Annotated in this window: 12 protein-coding genes, 1 tRNA gene and 1 pseudogene; 10 read left to right on the top strand and 4 right to left on the bottom strand. The window is 38.6% G+C overall.

The window, feature by feature from the left end:
* Positions 1–275: 275 nt before the first annotated feature.
* The gene (locus tag ACFINZ_RS00270) at positions 276–428 is read left to right on the top strand and encodes a hypothetical protein (RefSeq protein WP_375606492.1); all 153 of its coding nucleotides are present in this window, start codon (positions 276–278) and stop codon (positions 426–428) included.
* A 749-nt stretch (positions 429–1177) separates the two neighbouring features.
* Here ACFINZ_RS00270 and groL read toward each other — a convergent pair.
* A complete protein-coding gene (gene groL / locus ACFINZ_RS00275) occupies positions 1178–2821 on the bottom strand; it encodes a chaperonin GroEL (protein ID WP_375606493.1) in 1644 nt (547 codons plus the stop codon).
* Between the two features lie 58 nt (positions 2822–2879).
* Positions 2880–3176 (bottom strand): co-chaperone GroES, encoded by a 297-nt coding sequence (gene groES, locus ACFINZ_RS00280; RefSeq protein WP_005774667.1) that lies wholly within the window; start codon positions 3174–3176, stop codon positions 2880–2882.
* 227 nt (positions 3177–3403) lie between these two features.
* Here groES and fumC point away from each other — a divergent pair, with 227 nt between their 5' ends.
* The 4 genes and pseudogenes from fumC to ACFINZ_RS00300 all read left to right on the top strand — a co-directional run bounded on the left by fumC (position 3404) and on the right by ACFINZ_RS00300 (position 7418).
* Complete coding sequence (gene fumC / locus ACFINZ_RS00285; RefSeq protein ID WP_375701095.1) at positions 3404–4792, top strand: class II fumarate hydratase; 1389 nt, start codon at positions 3404–3406, stop codon at positions 4790–4792.
* A 199-nt stretch (positions 4793–4991) separates the two neighbouring features.
* Positions 4992–5138 (top strand): hypothetical protein, encoded by a 147-nt coding sequence (locus ACFINZ_RS00290; protein ID WP_375701096.1) that lies wholly within the window; start codon positions 4992–4994, stop codon positions 5136–5138.
* A 547-nt stretch (positions 5139–5685) separates the two neighbouring features.
* Positions 5686–5905, top strand: a pseudogene (locus ACFINZ_RS00295) (lyase family protein); the annotation flags it as partial.
* Positions 5906–6530: 625 nt separating this feature from the next.
* Positions 6531–7418 carry an outer membrane protein gene (locus ACFINZ_RS00300; RefSeq protein WP_375701097.1) on the top strand — a complete coding sequence of 296 codons (888 nt, stop codon included), beginning with the start codon at positions 6531–6533 and terminating at the stop codon, positions 7416–7418.
* A gap of 1338 nt (positions 7419–8756) precedes the next feature.
* On the opposite strand, the gene ACFINZ_RS00305 is transcribed toward ACFINZ_RS00300, so the two are convergent.
* Positions 8757–8841: transfer RNA gene (locus ACFINZ_RS00305), tRNA-Leu, on the bottom strand.
* A gap of 222 nt (positions 8842–9063) precedes the next feature.
* Between ACFINZ_RS00305 and ACFINZ_RS00310 the strand changes: the two genes are divergently transcribed.
* The 3 genes from ACFINZ_RS00310 (at position 9064) to ACFINZ_RS00320 (ending at position 11077) form a co-directional block, all read left to right on the top strand.
* A complete protein-coding gene (locus tag ACFINZ_RS00310) occupies positions 9064–9669 on the top strand; it encodes a YqaA family protein (protein WP_375701098.1) in 606 nt (201 codons plus the stop codon).
* A 12-nt stretch (positions 9670–9681) separates the two neighbouring features.
* A complete protein-coding gene (locus ACFINZ_RS00315) occupies positions 9682–10254 on the top strand; it encodes a disulfide bond formation protein B (protein WP_375634494.1) in 573 nt (190 codons plus the stop codon).
* Between the two features lie 298 nt (positions 10255–10552).
* Positions 10553–11077 (top strand): type II toxin-antitoxin system PemK/MazF family toxin, encoded by a 525-nt coding sequence (locus tag ACFINZ_RS00320; protein WP_375613249.1) that lies wholly within the window; start codon positions 10553–10555, stop codon positions 11075–11077.
* Between the two features lie 1544 nt (positions 11078–12621).
* Here ACFINZ_RS00320 and ACFINZ_RS00325 read toward each other — a convergent pair.
* On the bottom strand, positions 12622–13290 hold the full coding sequence (locus tag ACFINZ_RS00325) for a hypothetical protein (RefSeq protein ID WP_375617908.1): 669 nt from the start codon (positions 13288–13290) through the stop codon (positions 12622–12624).
* Positions 13291–14353: 1063 nt separating this feature from the next.
* Here ACFINZ_RS00325 and ACFINZ_RS00330 point away from each other — a divergent pair.
* Positions 14354–15163 (top strand): VIT1/CCC1 transporter family protein, encoded by an 810-nt coding sequence (locus ACFINZ_RS00330; protein ID WP_375634492.1) that lies wholly within the window; start codon positions 14354–14356, stop codon positions 15161–15163.
* A gap of 258 nt (positions 15164–15421) precedes the next feature.
* Positions 15422–15952 carry a dUTP diphosphatase gene (dut, locus tag ACFINZ_RS00335; protein WP_375633393.1) on the top strand — a complete coding sequence of 177 codons (531 nt, stop codon included), beginning with the start codon at positions 15422–15424 and terminating at the stop codon, positions 15950–15952.
* The last annotated feature ends 321 nt before the right edge of the window (positions 15953–16273 follow it).

The raw sequence follows: 16273 nt of genomic DNA on the forward strand, positions 1-16273 counted from the left end.
GATCATACCAACATACATTTTTTTAATAATCTATTGATATCCAAATGATTTTATACTCTTCATAAATAGCATTGCCAAGAATTTGTATTAAAAGATATTTCTTTTAAAGAAGCGCATAAACAAGCAATGTAATGGGAGCCTTACATAAAACCTCTTATCTTTACGTTTAATAAAAAAGCAAGCTGGCTCCTCCCACCCTCTCAATTCCCACCCCCAATTCCCTGCCTCTCAATTCCCTTATGTTCTATGCATAAAGGTCAAGTTGAAGAGAATATATGGAAAATCCTTGGCTCGAAAATATGAAAAGAAAGCATGAGGCTACAACAGAATTTCGCGTGCCTTTATCATCAGAAGCATTAAAAATTCTAACACAAGCGCGCCTATTGTCTCGTCATGATTTTTTCGGCTACCTGTCATGGTCCCCTTAGCTCAAAAATTGCTCCCCACTTAAGAATTTTCTGTCACAATATAGGCAACAAACAGAACTTGAATATAACAACATGGGTTTGGCTCCAGTTTAGGTGATGAGCTTACCGAAAAAAAGATGAGAGCAAGGCGAAAAATTAGCTTTTATCTTTAAGCTTCTCAAATGGAGCAGTCTCCCCATTTCAGAGATCAACTAAACAGAGAGATGCTTATTCCCCTATGCAAAAGCTTGAAATACCAGCATCTTATTCATAAAAAACAAACCAGCCCCATCATGCTCTTTTCAACTCTGTCTTTCCAACGCTCAATAGGTACTAACTCTTAACTACTGACTCTTCTTAACTACTGACTTTTAATGATTACATTGGTTCATAAAAACCGTAGTGACCTCTCACCCTATGAAGCACAAACACAGGATTTTTTAACGGGGCATGCATAAACCTGAAATGAAAAAACAGAACTGTATTAGGAATAAATGATTATAAATCAAATAGTTATATTTTTATTAGCACAATATTTTCAAAGGAAACCACGATCCCCGCACAATAGAAACATTTCATAAAAACAAGAGAAAAAGCTATGGATTAAGAGTGAGATTCATTCACAATAACGGTAGATCAACCAATGGAGAATAGAACAATCCTATAAGATAAAGAAACTGTCATAAAAGGAAAAACTGTATGAAACGTGAAAAAGCATAAAAAAACGGGCACAGAAGACCCGTTTCTTTATTATTTCTATGGAAAAGAGCTTAGAAATCCATTCCGCCCATTCCACCCATTCCGCCAGCAGGCATCGGAGGCATTGGTGTATCTTTCTTTGGAACTTCAGCAACCATTGCTTCTGTTGTGATCAGAAGGCTCGCAATTGAAGCCGCATTCTGAAGAGCAGAACGCACAACTTTCACAGGATCAACAATTCCCAAAGCAATCAAATCACCGAATTCACCAGTTGCGGTATTGTAACCATAAGTATCAGCATTATTTTCCAGCACTTTGCCCACAATAATAGCGGCTTCTTCACCAGCATTGCTTGCAATCTGGCGCGCTGGTGCTTGTAGAGCACGACGAACGATACTAATACCAGCTTCTTGGTCAGGATTACTTCCCTTAACGGTCAACGCATTTGCTGCACGCAACAATGCGGTACCACCACCAGCAACAATACCTTCTTCAACAGCAGCACGTGTTGCATTCAAAGCATCATCAACACGGTCTTTCTTTTCTTTCACTTCAACTTCTGTTGCACCACCCACACGGATAACAGCAACACCACCAGCGAGTTTAGCAAGTCTTTCTTGCAATTTTTCACGGTCATAGTCAGAAGTTGTTTCTTCAATCTGAGCCTTGATTTGATTGACGCGAGCAGTAATTTCAGCCTTTTGTCCAGCACCATCAATAATGGTGGTGTTTTCTTTAGAAATATTCACTTTCTTTGCACGTCCAAGCATATCCAAAGTGACATTTTCAAGTTTAATGCCCACATCTTCAGAAATAACCTGTCCGGATGTCAAGATAGCGATATCCTCTAACATTGCTTTACGACGGTCACCAAATCCAGGAGCTTTTACAGCAGCAATTTTCAAACCACCACGCAATTTGTTGACAACGAGCGTTGCCAAAGCTTCACCTTCCACATCTTCAGCGATAATGAGAAGTGGTTTTCCAGACTGAACAACAGCTTCAAGTACAGGAAGAAGAGATTGCAAATTAGACAATTTCTTTTCGTGAATGAGAATGTAAGGATCATCAAGATCAGCGACCATTTTCTCAGCATTTGTGACAAAATAAGGGGAAAGATACCCACGGTCAAATTGCATTCCTTCAACGACTTCTAATTCCGTTTCAGCGGTTTTAGCTTCTTCCACAGTAATGACGCCTTCATTGCCCACTTTTTCCATAGCATCAGCGATCATTTTACCGATTTCAGCAGCGCCATTAGCGGAAATTGTTCCCACCTGTGCAATTTCTGCTGAAGTTTGGATTTTTTTTGCTTTTTTGAAGAGGTTTGCCACCACTTCTTCAACAGCAGCATCAATCCCACGTTTAAGATCCATTGGGTTCATGCCCGCAGCAACAGCTTTAACACCTTCTTGCACAATAGCTTGTCCTAAAACAGTTGCTGTTGTTGTTCCATCACCAGCAATATCATTGGTTTTAGAAGCAACTTCGCGCAACATTTGTGCACCCATATTTTCGAACTTATCTTCCAGTTCGATTTCCTTTGCAACGGATACACCATCTTTTGTGATGCGAGGCGCACCGAATGATTTATCAATCACCACATTGCGACCTTTAGGGCCGAGTGTCACCTTAACAGCATTAGCAAGGATGTCGACACCGCGCAACAAACGCTCACGCGCTTCACGGCCAAATTTGACTTCTTTAGCAGCCATTTAATTTCTCCTTGGAGTTTTCTCAAAATAGTACACAATGAAAAATTAAGCGCTTCAATTAGCCCATAATTCCCATAATGTCAGATTCTTTCATAATGAGGAGGTCTTCCCCATTAATCTTGACTTCAGTTCCAGACCATTTTCCAAACAAAATACGATCTCCTGTTTTGACTTCTAAAGGCACGCGCTTTCCGTTATCATCGAGAGCGCCATTGCCAACAGCAATCACTTCGCCTTCTTGGGGTTTTTCTTTTGCTGTATCAGGGATGATAATCCCACCAGCCGTTTTATTTTCAGATTCAACCCGACGGACAACGACACGGTCGTGAAGTGGGCGGAATTGTATATTAGCCATGTTTTAAATCCTTAAAACTGAACATAATTGCATTAATCTTAAAAGTTCTTGCTAGCACTCTCAAACTACGAGTGCTAGCATGTGTTAGATATAAAATCGGCATCTCTCAATGTCAAGAATAGCCATAAAAATAATTTCTCTAAATGAAGCTTCAAAGTCTTGCCTCTTATTGCACTTTCGCGTTATCTATCTTTTTTGAGAACCCGTGAACAAAAAAGGATCTTATCATGGTTGAAACACGTCAGGAAACGGATAGCTTTGGAACGATTTCGGTACGTCAAGATCGTTATTGGGGCGCACAAACTGAACGTTCTCTGCATAATTTTAATATTGGCAGTGAAAAGCAGCCTCTTGCCATCATCTATGCTTTAGTCCTTATCAAAAAAGCAGCAGCGATTGTAAATATGGGCAAAGGAAAACTACCAGAAAATATTGGAAAAGCAATTATTGCCGCCGCTGATGAAGTGCTTGCTGGCGATTTTGATACACATTTCCCACTATCCGTCTGGCAAACAGGTTCTGGCACACAAAGCAATATGAATGTCAATGAAGTCATTGCTAATCGTGCTAGTAAGATTTTGGGAGGAAAACTTGGAAGCAAAAAACCAGTTCATCCCAATGACCATGTCAATATGAGCCAATCATCGAACGATTCCTTTCCCACGGCGCTTCACATTGCCACCACGTTGCAAACACGCCAACACTTACTGCCAATCCTTGAAGCTCTTATTGCGACATTAAAACAAAAAGAGCAAGAATTTGCAGATATCATTAAAATCGGCCGCACCCATACGCAAGATGCAACCCCTTTAACCTTAGGGCAAGAATTTTCAGGCTATCGTGCCGCATTAGAAGCCAATTTTCAGCGTATTGAAAATGCTCTAACCGATGTCCAAATGCTTGCTCAAGGTGGTACGGCTGTTGGCACAGGGCTGAATGCGCCAAAAGGTTTTGACGTTGCTTTTGCGCAAACAGTGAGCACTCTCACAGAAATAACGTTCCAAACTGCCAGCAATAAATTTGAAGCACTTGCTCATCATGGCGCCCTTGCGCATTTCCACGGAAGCTTGAATGCTCTCGCTGCTGATCTGTTTAAAATTGCCAATGACATTCGGTTTTTAGGCTCTGGTCCACGTTCCGGTTTAGGGGAACTCAGTCTTCCTGAAAATGAACCCGGATCTTCTATTATGCCCGGCAAAGTCAACCCCACACAATGTGAAGCCTTAACCATGGTCGCATGCCAAGTTTTTGGTAATCACACCAGCGTAACCTTTGCCGCAAGCCAAGGACATTTTGAACTCAACGTTTATAAACCTGTTATTGGCTATAACGTTTTACAATCAATTACCCTTCTTGGTGATTGCATGCGTTCTTTTGATATGCATTGCATTCAAGGATTACGGGCCAATCGTGTTCATATTCACTCGCTCATGGAGCGCTCACTCATGTTAGTAACAGCTCTTGCACCAGAAATTGGCTACGAAAAAGCTGCTGAAATTGCCAAAGCAGCGCATAAAAATGATACAACTTTGCGCACCGAAGCATTAAAAGCAGGCGTTTTTGTAGAGGATTATGACCGATTAGTTGATCCCAAAAAGATGATTTCTCCCCAATAAACAACCCACTAAAAAAGATGCAAACATCTTAAAACAAATCTTTTTGTCAAAAGATCGGGGTGTAAACACCCCGATGATGACCGATAACAATTACCCACAGCGTTCATTTTAGGCTCTGATCCGCATTTATGCTATGGGTGGTTTTGTTTCTTATATTGTACTTAAAAGGCACAACGGTTTTGGAAAGGAATGGATAATCATGGCTCAACACCCAATGGCTATACTGGCAGAAAGTGATTTAAATGGATATGACCTTAAGGTGTTTTTCATTCTAGCTTCGCGTCTTGATTTTGAAAATCTATTAGCTATCAGCCAAACAGAATTAGCTCAAAAAAATCGGTATTAATAGACATAATTTCAATCGAAGTATAAAAAGATTAATGAATTCATCGTAGTTACGCTTTACAATGTTATCATTATTGATAACATTGGTTAGATAACTCTTATCTCAATGAGATAATGTGTTTATTTATAATGATAATCTAGCGTTATCCATATTGAATGAGAATCCTAAATACCGTAAGATTTTCTCATTTTAAATCGGTCCCATGTTGCATCAATCAAAATCACTGACTTGCACATCACAAACGCAATGAATGTATGAATAGAAATTGTATCCGATAAGGACAAAAACACCTCTAATGAACCACCTCAAGTGCCAAGGACTGTCACAACGGACAAAGGGGCCTGTCATAACATTGTGGAGAGGACTGTCACAACACCCCACGAACTGGCAAATATAGTAATGGTACCGGCTTGCTCCTTTATGAAGCGTAAAAGAGATGCTCAATAGATTTATTATTATACCATTCACAATCGCTGTCATGAAATGGGTTTAGGAACATTGAGAAATGTCTCTTTTATGAAGCGTGAAGATGGGGGTGCTCAAAAGAGGAACAGCTGTTGGAACAAAATTCAATGCACCGAAAGGTTTTGACCTTTGCTGAAACAATCAGCTCTCTAACGGAGATATACTTGACAGCTCGCAAGAAATTTGAGGCACTTGCCCATTATGACGCCCTCACCCATTTCCACAAAAATCTGAGTGCACGCGCTAATCTGTTTAAAATTGCCAACGACATTCAGTTTTTAGGCTCTCATCCACGTTCCGGCTTTAAGCAAACGGAACGGAGAGTTTATCCGTTTTACATGGCGCATAAGAAACCTCATGAGACTTGAGATTCTCGCTCTTTACTCCTTCTTATTCTTCGTATTCCATTCAATCAATCAAAACTATTCGCTTGGATTATCATAAGCAAAAGTGGCATATAGATAAAAAAGAAATAAAGTCGCTCATCCCCTCAAGTGCTCAAAAGGCTACCGCAATACAAAGCTACGCAATATCAGAAACGAGCAAAGAATATGATGGCCAATATGCATTTTTTACGATCAATTGAATATGTAAGCACATTGATGTCAATCATAATGGATAATACATTTAATAACAAAAAGTGTTTTAATATATATAAAATAATGTTTTTTAAATAAATAAAAAGCTTGTTTACTATACTATAATTTTTTCTAAAACACAGAAAACACTGAAGGCGTATATAAAAAATCCTGAAAAATCAATATAAACGCGGGATAATAGCATGAAAACAAGTTTTAAGAACGCTTCAATATGATTAATTATAGATTTTATACGTATTTTAGTTTTCATAATGATATTAAGTATAGATTTTTTTAACCAATTTGTATATAATACGATTTGTATCTGAAATAAATTGGGGACGTTTTTATGAAAACAAAATGTTTAGTTGCACTATCTATTTTCACCTTCATTACCGCTTCAACAGCGCAAGCAGCAGATACGGTAATCTTTAAGCAATCAGAACCGAAGGTTTCATTGCAAGATGTTTCATCGTCACGTATTTCACCGGTTACTGTTTCTGCGCCTTTTTCTTGGTCTGGTTTTTATTTTGGAGGACAAATTGGATATTTTTCCAATAAAAATACTCTAAATTACGCACAAGAAGCTAGGGAAGGAAAATGGGCTTGGGTTGATAGAGATTTATCACCGAAACTATCAGGATTGAGAGCAGGTTTGTATGCAGGTTCTAATATTGATCTGGAAGATCTTGTTTTCGGTTTTGATACCGATATGGTCTGGTCTGGAAGGAAAAGCACCCAAACAGACAATGGAAAGAAAATTCTAGATGAATTAAACTCCATTAACATTGCCTTTAAAAAAGCTGGGATTCCTATCATAAAACCTGCAGCTCAGGGTGAAACGATATCCAACTATGGTGACATTGTTGTTAGCAGTGTAACATTGAAAGAAACGTGGTCTGGTGCCACGCGTGCGCGTATTGGTTTTGCTTCCCATCGTCTTATGCCTTATATTGCAGGGGGTATAGCCTATACACAGATGCAATATATCATGTCACTTTTATCAAAATCGCAAGAAGATTCGACAATTTTTGCTTCTGGCAATGTGTTAGATGAGACAAAAACAATGTTTGGTTACACTGTTGGTGGTGGTTTTGATCTTGCAATGACAGATAATATCATCATGCGTACAGAATATCGTTATTCAGATTTTTTTAAAAAGAAATTTGCAAACGATAACCTTAAAATCTCTTCTCAAACGCATGATGTTCGCTTTGGTATCGCTTATAAATTCTAAGTTTTGTAGAAAAATTGAACGATTAAAAAACCCTGTTAAAAACGGGGTTTTTTAATGCCCCTTTCCCCCTAAAAAGACGTAGATTCTAAAAACCAGTACTAAACTGTAAACAAATAGTCACGAAACAATAAAGCCTCTCCCTCTCTTAAAGCAAGTTTCTATCCTCTCAGCCTTTCATGTCGTGCATTGGGAATATATAAAAGCTTTACCATCATACCATTGGGCGCCATCGTAAAATAAATGAGAGCCGTTATTTAAGAGATATTTCTTTAAAATAAATATGGATATTGTGCATCAATTGCAGTTTTATAAGATAATGTTGACTTGGCCTCCCCGCTCTTAAAGGATAAAGATTCTGAAAACCCATTTTAAACACCCATTTTTAAACACCATGTCCGTTTATAAAAACACAAAAACCCTTGGGGACTCTTGGGGGATTTTAGCGGGTTTCTTTGGGCTCCTCCGCATGGAATGCCTTTAAACCTAAAGCAAGACAAACACATTTAAGAATATCCAACACACACCGAAAAAATACTGTAACGTTTCAAGGAAGTATGCCCTATATGACCACACTTCAAACAACAGTATTTTACCGCTATTGTATGCCAGAGTGGAAAGAGGATATTGCGGTTCTCTGTTTATGTAATTTCTGTAACGGGGAGACAGCTTCATTTAGGGAGCACATGAAGTTTTCAAGGTAAAAACCAATTTCCAACCTTACCATTTCCCTCTGCTTTACAACTTTCAAAAGCCTCTAAAGCACTGTCTTTTAAAGAGAGGAGATTACGCATTACCTCATGCTGGTGTTTCTCACGGATCTTTTTTGGATCACACCCTTCATATCATACGGCAGCGCTTCAAACCAAACACACTCAAATTCAAGATACTTGGGTTGCCAATTCACATGCGTGTTTTAAAAAAACATCTCTCAAAACCCTCAAGCCCATTTTGCGACAGCACCTACAAGAATATAAAATCTATAGAGCAGCATCTCTACACTTCAATAAAAGTGCAAGCTGGCACCATCCATCATACACTTTACCTCCAATGATGCCCTTGAAACGGCATAAGAGGCATTTTTATTCATTTTTTGTAAAATTTCACTCCACGCGAGCTCATCTAGCTTGTAACGTACAAGCGACATGATTTTAGTTGATTTACTATAAACAGACTTGAAATGAAAGAATCCTACGGTGTTCAATGTTTTTCATTCAACATGCAAAACATTGAACACGGTCTATAAATCCCACGTTTTATAAACCCCCATGTTTTATAAATCCCACGTTCTATAAAACAACGTGATGCGCCATAACAGGATAAAGGAAAATATTTATGAAGTGGTGCGGGTGGTCGGACTCGAACCGACACTCCTCTCGGAACCAGATTTTGAGTCTGGCGCGTCTACCAGTTCCACCACACCCGCACACTGCTATAAAAGACAGGACTATAAAAGACAGACTTGTCGATTACTCCTTTGCACTATATGAAGAAGAACAGATTCGTCAACAGAAGACTTCTCATTTTTTAAGAATTCATATCATTTTCTTATCTATTTTATGAAATACTTTCTTTATTGGATTTCTCTACCGGATTTATAGCAATCTCATTTGTAAAGTCTTTACCTCTTAAATTTATAAAAAGCCTCATGATATTAAACAAATTAAAGCTTTGGACGATTTCTTTAGCAAATCGGCGTACAGCACCACATTGGCTTGGTTTCATTGCCTTTATTGAAAGTTCTATTTTTCCAATTCCCATAGATGTTTTATATATTCCGATGCTGCTTATCCATCAAAAGCGGGTTTATCGTTATGCTTTGATTGCGACGATCTGTTCTGTATTAGGAGGCATTGCCGGTTGGTTTATCGGACATTTTGCCTATGATACCCTTGCCAAACCCATTTTAGAAATTTATGGTAAGGTTGAAAGTTTTGAATCTCTGAAAAATAGTGCAACCCTGCAATTTCTAATCATTTTACTGATAACATCAGGTTTTTTTCATCTTCCCCCCATCAAGATTGTCACAATTTTGGCCGGTGTTATGAGTGTGCGTCTTGAACTTTTCATACTTATTTGTATTTTTTCTAGAGGCGCTCGTTTTTATCTTCTCGCGTGGCTGATTAAACACTTTGGGCAAAAAGCAATGAATTTTCTAATACAGCATTTCAAATGGATTGTTCTCATTGGTTGTGTTAGCCTCCTTTTAATTTATGGGATTTTCATAGCTTTTTTAAACAAAAAGCTTTTATAAGGAACAGACTTAATGGCATGCGTTTTGTCTTCTCACCCACTTTTACACAAACACCTTCATGTTGAACCCAGCAGAAAAGAACAAAGTTTATGGGCTTTTTTTCTCGCTTTTTGCTTGTCTGCCACAATAGGGATTGCCCTTGGTTTTGAATATTTCGGAGGATATCTTCCTTGCGATTTATGTCTCATAGAGCGTTTTCCCTATTATGGTGCCATACCATTTTTGCTCTTAGCAGGTTTTGGAGCATGTTTTTTTCGCATAACTGCTTGGATACAACTTTTATTTTTGTGTGTTTTTGTCTTAATGTGCATCAGCCTTGTTTTAGCCGTTTATCATGCGGGTGTTGAATATGGCTTTTGGACAGCTCCCCTCAGTTGTGGTTTAAGCGCAGTCAGAAAAACCTCAGACATTAACCAGCTGCTCAGCCAATTAAACAACATTCATCCTCCTTCTTGTTCTGAAGCATCCGCACGCTTTCTTTTTCTTTCATTTGCCGGTTGGAATGTCGTCTCAAGCCTATTTTTCTCCCTTATAAGCCTCTATATTACTTCAAAAGGGCTTCTTTCAGTCCATAAAAAACTCTAACCATAAAATAGAAACGAAACCGCGTGCACTCGTTCTCTCCAATAGCTTCCCCTCTAACCAACAACCCTCCAGTCACCAATCCCCACCCAAAACCACCCCACCGCCAAACCAACCAACCAACACCAACGAGTCACCAACATCCCTCCTCTAGCGTTGTACTCAAAAGACAAAAATAAGCAGATACATCCATTTTATGGTTTCACCTCTCTGTACTTATAAGCAACATTTTGATAAAAACTCGTGATAGAAAAGCCGTAAAATAATAAGTGAGGGGACCAATAAATATAAATGGTCTGCTATGGCTGAAGATAAGAACACAGAGCCTTCTACCCTATCACCTATTTCCTTAGATATAACCAAACTTGAAGAACCATGTGTTATGATGGAACATGATCATAATGCATGGCGCGAGCATATAAAAGAAAGAGATTTAAATGCTCCTTACGAAAAACCACCTCATATAAAACCACGAATCAAATCGGCACCACGCATCAGACAAGTTTTTTGGTGTGATTTTCCTCATGATTCGATACTCCCTGAATTTTGGAAAAAGCGGCCTGTTTTAGTGCTTTCTAAGAATGCAAAATTATATGGAAATGTGACAGTTTTACCTTTTTCAACGAAATCACAACCCAATAATCCCGCTGCGTATCCAATACAATCTCCCATAGAGAATAAAAAAGCATGGATTATCTGCAATTATGTCACAACAGTTTCTGTAAGTCGTTTAAGTTGCTCACGTACCGTTCCAAGGTTATCCTGCGAAGATTTTCATAAAGTTGTAGCTCTGATGCTCAAATATTTACCGCATTTACACTATTGACTTTTGAGAAAAATAAGTGTACCTATATCACCATACACGGCATCAGTAATGGTGGCCGCTTCCCCGCAAGGGGAGATAGGAACGAAGGAGTGGGAAACCGCTCCTTTCGTCATTTTTGGTATTTTTTTGAAAACTTTTTAGCCATTTTTGCAACCTTCCCTAGAACATATCCAATATCCCTCCTCCACCGTTGTTGTTTTGAAATATCTGCGATTTGGGATAAGCAGAAGACAATATCCACACCTTGGATCCGGTAAAGTTTCCCACGGAGATTACCGAGATGTTGTACATACTTATTATTTCATTGCACAAAAAATCGTGCTGCCGTTTCTTAAACTTTATATGATTTTCCGCAATGGGAATATCTTTCCAAGATTGAAAAAAGCTTCGCTTTATATGACCACACCTCAAACGATCGTATTTTACGAGATAACAAAGAAAATTCTCTAATAAATCAGAAATCAACACCCAACCGATTTCTATCTCTTCACCAAAAACAATTGTTTATTGCCCTAACCACATTATTTCACCGGTCACATGACCTAACATAGCTTTGCAGATAGACTTTCTTCCTCTTCTCCTAGAAACGATCTATGTTAAGCTATTTTGGGATTTACTGCTGAATTGCTTATGCTTGCACTTTGAATACCTTTTTCTCATTATACAAAAGGTAGATAAAAAAATAATTTCGTTTATCAGCTTTATTTTAAAGACACACCTATTTTTTACAGGATACGTTTTCCTTTCTATCAACCCTATCGCATTTAATACACTTGTCGTTTCTAAACATGAACAACCAAGCATCACAATGGAGCAATAGACTCTCATCACTTTCATGGGCACTTGCATTGACAAGAGATAAACAAGAGTATTGATCACCACACACGGAGCAAAAATCTATAGCGACTATGCCATAGACTTTCGCCACGCACGGGTTATTCTTAAAGCATATTTATGATGAGATAATCATTTATGACATCCTTTTTGTTGTGCCAAAGAACAGGTTTTGCTAACTAGTTTTACTATTGTGCAAATTTCTTAAGAAAAACTCTCACTCGCTCATAGATGACAAGATTTCTTTACCCAAGAAATGCACGATGCTCAACTTCGACTATTTGACAGTGATCATTTCAAATTTTAACCAACACGACAATACACCTACTCTAAACGATTTATGTACCACCTCATCCGCAACACATTGCCAAATATCCGTACATTTCCTCGAAAAATTTTCACACTTTTACGCATAGTAAAAAAAAGATTAACTTTAATCATGTTGCACTCCATTTTAATTGATTTGGATTTTAAAATGCCCAAAAAAATCAAACAAAAATAGAGAGGTAAGTTACGAAAACTACAGGGTAAATTTTACTGCCCCAAAATGTCTATTTTTCCCCGCCTGAACAGTCAGAGAAACACTATAAAAATTATTTTCATTGAAAAACAATTACTTATAATCTAGGGAAGAAAAGTAAAAATCTCCCCCAGAAAAAGAGATTATCTTCAGAATTATCAAAAAAAACAGCACAATTTTAGTGATCTTTTTATTTTTTTTCTTTTGATAAAAGAGAGCTGGCAGGTGTCTTAGGCGCCCCTCCGGTAGGTTCCCAATTCGCAACAGCCGCTAATTCCTCAATAACATCCTTTTTTAACTTACCATTTTTCTTATTGTGTAAATCATATTGATCAGCATTCTGTTGCAACCATTTTGCAAGCGTTCCTTTAACAGTTTTACCACCCTCAACCTCACTCACCGCTTCCCATGCCGCAACAATAGCAGCAAGCTTTGGAGCATAACGTGGATGCGTTGGATCTTGAAACGCATATTTTTGGTCCTTAGTCTCAGCAGAATCATCCTCAGGGAAAAAAAATGGAGGGTACAGACCACGCGATGAAAGCCATTCTTTTAAATCATCAACGCGAACATATGAGGAATCTGCATCTATAAAATCCGAAAAATTATAGTACGACCATTCTATCTCTAATCGATTGCTTTTTCCCGCTTGAACGATAGCATGATAGGCTGCACGGAAATTAGCAGTTTTCTCTGATGATACGGAAAGGTTATCTTCGTAAATATCACTTTTTTCTGGTTCTAATTTGTTGACAAACAAATACTTTCCTGGATTTAATCCAACTATTAAAAGCGCTGCCTGCAGTATTGTTAGTTTTTCAGAAAGCCGCCAAAATTTCAAACCATCACTATTTTCCATATATGCTCCCTTTTTTTCTGCACAATTTCGCTCTTTTTTAAAAACATCAAAAACGTTTGTTAACGCGTAGAGATTATGCACTTTTCATATTTCAACTCATCCCATACTTTAAATAAAAACACAGCACCCACACCCCTCCTTGTGATACACAAGAAAATGATTTGAATTGCTTCAATATAAGAAGTTTTGAAGTGAGAGGAAACCTACTGAATTTTGGGCTTTCATACAAGATATCAGGCAAGTTACAAGGCGATAAATGCCCCTTCATAAAGCATAAATTTTTATGCGTGATCAAACAATTTGATATGATAATATCTCTTTCATTTATGCACTCCCACCCTTAAACCTGCCCCTGCAATTACAGCACAAAAGATAATTCATTACATCAAATCCACCTAAATGCAAAAGCTGTAACAACGCTCAATGCGCGTAAATATCATAAGAATACTGTCTTACACCTCTACAAGCAGAATGAGTGGCGTAAAACTGTACAATAAAATGCCATGCCTATAATGAACCGTTCTAAAGACTGTCGCAACACTGGGAGCTAAGGTGTATGATGATGCCGGCTTGCTCTTTTATAAAGCGTAAAGATTAAGAAGACTCAATGGAGTTTATATTATTTCATGGAAATTTTGCGGCTCTACCCTTCTATACTCTTCACGGGGATCACCCTCGCGAAATGGGCTTTTGTCCCTTGAAAAAGGTCTCTTTTAAAGAATCATCTCAAATTCCAAGAACTGTTACAGTCTTTTGAACGCATCAAATGAATGATAGAGTCATCCTATTTTTTTCCATATATTCACAATACATTGAAATGCTCCATTCAAACATCCCTTTAGCAAAATAAAGCACATTGTCTCTTAAATTTTTTCACGCAATTATTTCTTTCATGCGCCCCTCTCGTCTCCATTTGATAAATTTCCTTGTACTTTCTCAGCATCCCATCACCTTTTTTCTCAGTGCAACCTTTTTGTAATTTGTCAGTTTTTAACTTTTAGATTGACTTTCGGTTTATTTTTCTTATGTTTTAGAATTATTCTAAAGTGCAGAGGAACAGAAAATGTTGAGATCGTTTTTTTCATTTGTACAACGTAAAGCTCTGTCCTTTCGTTCAGCACAAAACGTGATACTTAAAGCGCTCAAAATAAAAGAGCAACATGCGGCGCTCTATTTAAAATATGCAAAAGCTCTAGAACCTTATTCCTCTAAGGAAGCCGCGGTTTTTACCGCCATGGGGCTTCAAGAGCTTAAAAATTATAAGCAACTTTTGTGCCTTTCTTGCCATAATCGTGCAAACACTATCGGTTCATTATGTGACAAAACTTCTCTTGTGAAAGGCAAGAACCGCCATCCCTCCCAAAAAACAACAGCGGCAAATCACACCATAAAAAAAACTTCGAAAACGCAAAGACAAACACTTTTGACTTGGATTCAACCAGGTCTTGCAGGATTAATGGATGGCTCTGTCTCCACCCTTGCCCCCATTTTTGCCGCAGCTTTTGCCACGGGAGACACGCATCAAACTTTTTTGATAGGGCTCTCAGCTTCAATTGGTGCGGGACTTTCAATGGGTTTCACAGAAGCAGCCCATGATGACGGAAAATTATCAGGGCGTGGTTCGCCATTAAAAAGAGGTCTTGCCAGCGGCATTATGACAACATTAGGAGGACTAGGCCATACTCTTCCCTATTTGATCAGCTCTTTTTATGTAGCGACAATTATTGCTTTTATCATTGTTTTTTTCGAACTCGGCGCCATCGTCTGGATTCAGAACAAATACATGTCCACTCCCTTTTGGCGCGCCTCTTTACAGGTCATCATTGGTGGTGCTCTGGTTTTTGCCACGGGTATTCTTATCGGTAGTATCTAAAAATCTTATCTGTAACCATAATTTAGATCTCAAATAAGCGCATGCCCCTAGGCATAAGCCATCCTTGATGATGCCATTATTGAAAAATGCCATTGATAATGTTAGGTGGTGTTTTGGAATATTTTAAGTCAGTAAGAGATGATAAGCAAGCTCTGGGGACAACCTATATCCACACACCTTTATCGACTTGGTTTTATAGATATCTTTTGTTAAAGTATCATTTTCTTCTAGACCTCATATTTTGGAAATGCCTCAATCATGTCGCACACTGAAACCAACGCCCCTCTAAACAATCATCCTGTCTCTTCTCAATCTTCACATGCCCAGACTTTATTTGTTCAGCGTCTTGCACACGGACAAGGTTTAGAACTTCCTTGCTACGCGACAGCGGGTTCTGCGGGTCTTGATCTACGGGCAGCAATTGGAGAAGAAGAAACGCTTGTTCTTGCCCCTGGGCAGCGGGCACTTATTCCAACAGGTCTCATTTTTCATTTATCACTTGGGTTTGAAGCACAAATACGTCCACGCTCTGGCTTAGCCTTAAAACACGGCATCACATGCCTCAACACTCCAGGAACGATTGATAGTGACTACCGTGGTGAAGTCAAAGTCCTTCTTATCAATTTAGGCCAAGAAGACTTTTCCATCCAACGGGGCATGCGCATTGCCCAAACAGTCATCGCCCCCGTATCCCAAGTTAATGTTTGCACCATTGAACCAGAGCAAAATACCCAAAGCCATATAGAGAGCCGTGGAACAGGAGGTTTTGGTTCAACGGGACACACTTAAGAAGCTCTGAAAAATCGCTACTCTCAAAATAACACACATACTTATTCCAACCACTCTTTCACTGGAAATTCTTTGAGCTTTTAAAATGCAGAGGGAATGCGCATTTGCTTTCAAAGTTTTTTCACTAAACGCACCTCTAAACAAGCATCTCTCAATTACGTCTCGTGCGCTATACAAAACTTCATTATCACCAGATACCCCTCCCCCATAACAAAAACATTGGCATTAAACATTGAGAGCTCACACACCGCTGGTAATGTCGACAATCTATACATCATATTGATTTATAATAATAATGAATTGTCTTGCAACTTAAATGAG

The organism is Bartonella sp. AA81SXKL (assembly GCF_042196945.1).
GTDB lineage: Bacteria > Pseudomonadota > Alphaproteobacteria > Rhizobiales > Rhizobiaceae > Bartonella.

What these genes read in the sequence shown, in the direction of transcription:
- fumC (WP_375701095.1), top strand. Translation starts at nt 3,404, where the DNA reads ATGGTTGAAACACGTCAGGAAACGGATAGCTTTGGAACGATTTCGGTA.
- ACFINZ_RS00300 (WP_375701097.1), top strand. Translation starts at nt 6,531, where the DNA reads ATGAAAACAAAATGTTTAGTTGCACTATCTATTTTCACCTTCATTACC.
- dut (WP_375633393.1), top strand. Translation starts at nt 15,422, where the DNA reads ATGTCGCACACTGAAACCAACGCCCCTCTAAACAATCATCCTGTCTCT.
- ACFINZ_RS00320 (WP_375613249.1), top strand. Translation starts at nt 10,553, where the DNA reads ATGGCTGAAGATAAGAACACAGAGCCTTCTACCCTATCACCTATTTCC.
- ACFINZ_RS00310 (WP_375701098.1), top strand. Translation starts at nt 9,064, where the DNA reads ATGATATTAAACAAATTAAAGCTTTGGACGATTTCTTTAGCAAATCGG.
- ACFINZ_RS00330 (WP_375634492.1), top strand. Translation starts at nt 14,354, where the DNA reads ATGTTGAGATCGTTTTTTTCATTTGTACAACGTAAAGCTCTGTCCTTT.
- ACFINZ_RS00270 (WP_375606492.1), top strand. Translation starts at nt 276, where the DNA reads ATGGAAAATCCTTGGCTCGAAAATATGAAAAGAAAGCATGAGGCTACA.
- groL (WP_375606493.1), bottom strand. Translation starts at nt 2,821, where the DNA reads ATGGCTGCTAAAGAAGTCAAATTTGGCCGTGAAGCGCGTGAGCGTTTG.
- groES (WP_005774667.1), bottom strand. Translation starts at nt 3,176, where the DNA reads ATGGCTAATATACAATTCCGCCCACTTCACGACCGTGTCGTTGTCCGT.
- ACFINZ_RS00290 (WP_375701096.1), top strand. Translation starts at nt 4,992, where the DNA reads ATGGCTCAACACCCAATGGCTATACTGGCAGAAAGTGATTTAAATGGA.
- ACFINZ_RS00325 (WP_375617908.1), bottom strand. Translation starts at nt 13,290, where the DNA reads ATGGAAAATAGTGATGGTTTGAAATTTTGGCGGCTTTCTGAAAAACTA.
- ACFINZ_RS00315 (WP_375634494.1), top strand. Translation starts at nt 9,682, where the DNA reads ATGGCATGCGTTTTGTCTTCTCACCCACTTTTACACAAACACCTTCAT.